General features: G+C 35.8%; 6 protein-coding genes and 1 pseudogene. 5 read left to right on the forward strand and 2 right to left on the reverse strand.

The annotated features are described in order from the left end of the window. Both Q0L68_RS15015 and Q0L68_RS15020 read right to left on the reverse strand, forming a co-directional pair. Positions 1-1,110: sulfatase (locus Q0L68_RS15015; RefSeq protein WP_296704816.1), on the reverse strand; the 1,110-nt coding region annotated here is incomplete at its 3' end. A gap of 42 nt (positions 1,111-1,152) precedes the next feature. Then, positions 1,153-1,929, reverse strand: coding sequence for a glycerophosphodiester phosphodiesterase family protein (locus tag Q0L68_RS15020; RefSeq protein ID WP_296704819.1), 777 nt, complete (start codon positions 1,927-1,929; stop codon positions 1,153-1,155). 189 nt (positions 1,930-2,118) lie between these two features. Here Q0L68_RS15020 and msrB point away from each other — a divergent pair, with 189 nt between their 5' ends. From msrB to Q0L68_RS15045, 5 genes and pseudogenes are all read left to right on the forward strand, one after another. Beyond that, the gene (gene msrB, locus Q0L68_RS15025; protein ID WP_296704821.1) at positions 2,119-2,559 is read left to right on the forward strand and encodes a peptide-methionine (R)-S-oxide reductase MsrB; all 441 of its coding nucleotides are present in this window, start codon (positions 2,119-2,121) and stop codon (positions 2,557-2,559) included. A 67-nt stretch (positions 2,560-2,626) separates the two neighbouring features. Then, entirely contained in the window at positions 2,627-3,661 is a 1,035-nt protein-coding gene (locus Q0L68_RS15030) for an Atu2307/SP_0267 family LLM class monooxygenase (RefSeq protein WP_296704824.1), read from the forward strand. A gap of 30 nt (positions 3,662-3,691) precedes the next feature. After that, a complete protein-coding gene (locus tag Q0L68_RS15035) occupies positions 3,692-4,630 on the forward strand; it encodes a GNAT family N-acetyltransferase (RefSeq protein WP_296704827.1) in 939 nt (312 codons plus the stop codon). A gap of 120 nt (positions 4,631-4,750) precedes the next feature. Next, positions 4,751-5,572, forward strand: a complete 822-nt coding sequence (locus tag Q0L68_RS15040; RefSeq protein WP_296704830.1) for a polysaccharide biosynthesis/export family protein — start codon at positions 4,751-4,753, stop codon at positions 5,570-5,572. Between the two features lie 6 nt (positions 5,573-5,578). Then, positions 5,579-5,917 (forward strand): annotated as a pseudogene (locus tag Q0L68_RS15045) (tyrosine protein kinase); the annotation flags it as partial.

Raw genomic sequence — 5,917 nt, forward strand, 5'->3', positions numbered from 1 at the left:
TTTTCCCATTAGCACGGGACTCAAATCAAATCCATCATATATTCGATCATCTGGTTTTGGAGTATTTGAAAGGCTACAAAAAGTAGGAAGTAAGTCCAATGTACTTCCAATTTTAGATATAACGCCCGGTTTTACATTTCCAGGTCCCCAAATAATAGTTGGAACGCGTACTCCTCCTTCATAACTTGTTCCTTTTCCTCCAAATAGCCCACCAGTACTTCCACCTTGCTCATTATAAACTAACCAAGGCCCATTATCAGTGGTAAAAACCACATAGGTGTTTTTGTCTAAACCTTCTTTTCTTAAGGTAGATATTATCTCACCAACACTCCAATCTATTTCTTCAATAACATCTCCATACAAGCCTCTTTCGCTTGTTCCCATAAAATCAGCACTGGCAAACAAAGGGACATGTGGAAGGGAGTGCGCCAAATAAATAAAAAATGGATTTTCTTTATTTTCTTTTATGTATTTGATTGCTTCTTCTGTATATCGTTTGGTTATGGTATTTTGATTTGCCGGGCGTTCAATAATCTCTTCATTTCTCATTAATGGTACATTGAAGTACTTATAATCTGGTTCTGCAAATGCTACTTTAGCAGAAACATCATTTATCCGATCCATATCATTACTATAAGGGATTCCAAAATAGGAATCGAATCCATGACTAGTCGGTAAATATTGTGGTAGGTGACCTAAATGCCATTTTCCTATTGCAGCAGTACTATATCCGGAACTTTTAAGCAATTTGGCAATGGTGTATTCTGATGCAGGTAGTCCTCCATCGGAATCAGGAAATAATACTCTTCTGGTATTACTGAACATGCCAGTTCTAACCGGCAATCGACCAGTCATAATTGCTGATCTGCTAGGAGTACATACGTTTGCTGCTACATAAAAATTTGTCCACTTTTGACCTTCCATTGCCATTTGGTCAAGATTTGGAGTTTTGATTGTTGGATGGCCAAAAACACCTAAATCTCCGTAGCCCTGATCATCTGTAAAAATTATAATGAAGTTGGGTTTGTTTTCTTGAGAGTAAACAGTGTTGAAAGAAAAGAAAATTAGGATTAGCAAAAGAGAAAAGATGGATTTGTAAAAAGAGGTCATGGGTTTGGCGGTTTGGTCAAATGTGCTTTTCCTTGAAGATACTTACTTTTGAACGATTGACAAGAGAAGTTCTGGCTCATCAGTAGTGATAAAATCCGCTCCCATTTCCAGTAACCATCTCATATCTTCTTCTTGGTTTACAGTCCAGGCATTGACTGTTAATCCCAAGTCTTTGGCTTCCTTGATCCAGTGTGGGTTTTTCCTCAACATCCCGATGTTATAATCAAAACCAAAAAAACCCGCCTCCTTTAATTCTGCTGGGGTTTTATCACCTGTCAGATAGGCAACATTCGCTTTTGGATCAGACATAATTACTTTCAATCCACCCTCATAACTAAAGGTGATATAATCCACCCATTTTTGAGCTTTCATTTTCTTAACAGCCAAAACTGATTTTTCGGCTACTTCCTCTGACCGTGATATACTGATTTTAGAGGGTTTGATTTCAAAAATCAACTTTGTTCCTTTTTGCTTTTTCCCTTCTGCCAGGTATTCTTCGATTGAAGAAAGCTTTTCTCCATTTTCATGATTCTTGGTCAGAAGCTCTTTGAAGTTTGTAGTTTCAATAGGCATCCCCATAAAATCTGAATCATGATTTACTACTAGTATACCATCAGCAGTCATCCAAACGTCAAATTCGGAACCTTCACATCCTAAAGCCACTGCCTGTCTTAAAGAAGCTAAAGTATTTTGTGGATGATTATTTGACTTCCATGCACCTCTATGGGCGATTACTTTGTTTTTATGAAATGATTTTTGAGAATAGCTTAGTTGCATGGTCAAAGTTAAAATTGCAAACAAAAAAAAGAGGCTTTTCATATTATTGGAAATTGAATTTGATCTTCTAAAGTATCAATTCTATTAGAGTTTACTTTCCTGAAATTGAAATCTTATTAAAAACTTCACACCTTAGAATTGAAATTGCACTGTTAATAGAATTAATTTAAATCTTCTTGTGTTTGGCATTTAGCTAGGGTTTAATAATCTAAATAAATTAATTAAGAGAATATGATCACTTGGAATGATGTCATCAAGTTTGCAAATAATGGAAATCCAAAGCCTCCCAAAAGAGTTGAAAAGTCAGATTCTGATTGGAAAGCTATTTTAAATGCCGAAGAATATAGAGTAGCAAGACAGAAAGGAACAGAAAGAGCTCATAGTTCGGATATGTGTAGTCTATTTGAACCCGGTAAATATGCTTGTGTTTGTTGTGAAACAGAGCTTTTTGATTCAACTGTTAAATTTGAAAGTGGAACTGGGTGGCCGTCTTTCACTCAACCTATTGAATTAAGCCATGTTGCCTATACAAAGGATGTCAGCTTTGGGATGATCAGAGTTGAAGCAACATGTAATGTTTGCGATGCACATTTAGGACATGTGTTTCCGGATGGCCCTGCCCCGAGTGGCCTGAGATACTGTATCAATGCTGTTTCATTAAAGAAAGTCTAATCCTAGAAAGGGAACAAAATCATCTTTCAGTATAGATTTTCTTTTAAGTTCAAAATGAATACAAAAAATGGAAATTGGTATAGATAGCTTCGCTGCGACAGAGGCTGGGGATATAGTAATCGATTCAAAAAAAAGTGCAGATTCATTAGAGGAATTGCTCCAAAGAATTGAACATGCAGATCTTGTGGGCTTGGATGTATTTGGGATAGGAGAGCATCATAGAAAGGAATTTCTGGACTCTGCTACTGCCATTATTTTAGCCGCAGCAGCCTCCAGAACAAAACGAATCAAACTGACTTCCGCAGTTTCTGTCATAAGTGCTGCAGATCCCGTTCGGGTTTTTCAAGAGTTTGCAACGTTGGATTTGATTTCAAAAGGAAGAGCAGAGATTGTGGCTGGAAGGGGTTCTTTTACAGAAGCATTTCCTTTATTTGGCTTGAAATTAAATGATTACGACAAGCTATTTGTAGAGAAATTGGAGCTTTTGCTAAAAATAAGAGATCATGAAACTGTTTCTTGGCAGGGACAATTTAGACCACCCTTACATCACCAAAGCATTTACCCAAGACCTTATCAGAAAAAGCTGCCTATATGGTTAGGGGTAGGTGGTACTCCTGGTTCATTTGCTAGAGCAGGTTCTCTTGGTTTACCTTTGATGGTAGCTGTAATTGGAGGTGAAACACATAGATTCAGACCTCTAATCGACTTGTATAGGGAAGCTGGTATAAAAGCTGGTCACGCACCTGAATCATTGAAAGTAGGTTTACATTCCTTGGGCTATGTCGCTAATACTAGGAAAGAGGCTTTAGATAATTATTATCCTGGCTATGCGGAAACTTTTACAAGAATTGGTAAAGAGCGAGGATGGCCTCCCGTAACTTGGAATCATTTTTTTGCCCAAACAGGTGAAAAAGGTGCGTTGGTAGTAGGGGGATTTGAAGAGGTTGCAGAAAAGATCATTAGACATAGCGAAGCTTTAGGTGGGATTTCAAGATTTACTTTTCAAATGGATAATGCAGGCTTATCCCATTCTCAACTTATGGAATCAATTGAGCTTATTGGAAAAGAAGTACGACCAAGGGTAAAACAGTTTTTAGGATAAATTTTACCTGGTAATTCTTATAATTACTGAATGGAAATCAGAAAAAGTGAAGAGGCAGATATCCCTCAAATTATTTCTTTATTGAAAGTTTCTTTAGGTGAGGCTTTGACACCCAAATCTATTAGCCTTTGGAAATGGAAACATTTGGATAATCCTTTTGGTCAGTCGCCAGTGTTGGTTGCAGTTGATGATAATCAAATCATTGGGGTTAGGGCATTTTTGACATGGGAATTTGTTGTGAATGGGAATTTGGTTAAAGCTTGCAGAGCAGTTGATACCGCAATACATCCAGATTATCAAGGGAAAGGTATTTTTAGTAAGCTTACACTTTCATTAATTGATAAAATTAAGTTAGAAGGAATTGATTTTATATTTAACAGCCCAAATACTGAGAGTACGCCAGGATATATAAAAATGGGCTGGGAAAAGTGGGGTAAATTACCTTTGAAACTAGAGTTTCATTTGAATACCAGTAAAAATAATCATCCTTTACAACCAGAAAGCTGGGATAAAATTGAAAATTTTGTCAGAAATATTGAGCAATCAAATGCTATCCAAAACCAAATTCAGACAAATTTAAAAAAAGGCTTTTTGAAATGGAGATATTTTGAATTTCCTTTATTTCCATATTATTTTCTCAGTGATGGTGAAAATTACCTTCTTTTTTATAGAATCAAAGAAAGTAAATTGGGCCGAGAGTTGAGAATTACGGATTTGTTTATTTTAAATAATTTAGAAAAGGAAATAAGGTCTCAGTTACAAAATTCTTTGAGTAAAGTTCAAAAATTATGCGGAGCCAGATTTACCTCCTTTTCAGGAACTATTTACTCCGATCAAAATGCTATCAATCTCGGTTCCCTACCAATCATGAAAGTTGGGCCCCTTGTCACACTTCGAAAAATCAAAGAAGGATTTGACCCTATGAAGATAGAATGGAAATGGTCTTTGGGGGATTTAGAAGTCTTTTGATTTTTGTGAACTAAATCTATAAGGACGATTGTAACCGAATTATTTATTGATCATTTCTAATTTTAAATTCACCCTTATTCATTTTCTATATATTTACATTACTTTCTTCAATTGAGAAAAATGAGAAAACTTTTACCCCTGTTTTTATTGATGGTTTTTGCTTCAGCTTGTATCAGTAATAAGAGAATAACTTATTTACAGAATTTGCCTGATAATGAGCCGATTGAATTGGAAGAGTTTATACCTTTTGGAGAGGTTGACTATAAATATATTCTGCAACCATTTGATATTGTTGAAATAGATTTTGCTTCTTCCGATGAAGAATTAACGAAAGCTTTCAGCTATCAAAGTGCTAATGGCGCTGGAATGTCAGGAATGGGAGGAGGTTCTGGAGGCGGTCAAGGCTCAGACCCACTTTATTTTAGAGGGTATAGTCTTGATCAGGAAGGCTTTGTAGAAGTGCCTAAACTTGGAAAGATTCATATAGCAGGAATGACAGAAGAAGATGCCAAGAATAAAGTTCAGGAAGAAATCAATAAATTTTTTAAAGAGGAAGTTTATGTAAGACTAAGAATAGCCGGAATTAGATACACCACTTTGGGCGAGTTTAATAGTGTAGGTGTTAAAGTTATTTATAAGAATAGAGCTACGATCTTTGACGCTTTAGCAAATTCAGGCGAAACGACTTTATTGGGTAAAAAGAATAAGCTTTTTATCATTCGGCAATATGATGGAGGTAGTAAAATTCATCAAATTAACCTAAATGACAGAGCTATTTTGGCAAGTCCTTTTTATTTCATACAACCCAATGATATCTTGTATATGGAACCGATGAATATTAGACAAATTGGTACTGCGGATAATTTAACCGCTTCTTTAGCTTTATTTGCTGGATTGTTGGCTTCGACCTTACTGATTATTAATTTGGTTGCGGGTAATTAAAATAAAATGGAAAAACTAGACTTAAGTCAGCTCGATAACGAAGAGAAAGCCCTTGAGATCAGGTATGTCATTGCCAAATACATTCGATATTGGCCTTGGTATGTTTTGTTTATATTAATTTTCCTAATTACTACTTTTTTGTTTCATCGATATACTGTGGATGAATACGAGGTAACAGGATCAATGATTATCAAAACGAATACTTCCCCAGAAGCAAGAATTCTCGATAGATCAAATATTTTTTCATCAGGTATTAATTTAGAAAACGACATTTTAAGACTAAGGTCAAAAAACCTTGCTCACGAAGCCTTGCAGAAGGTTCATTTCGATGTAGAATATTTTGCA

This window comes from Algoriphagus sp. (assembly GCF_024642405.1).
GTDB lineage: Bacteria > Bacteroidota > Bacteroidia > Cytophagales > Cyclobacteriaceae > Algoriphagus.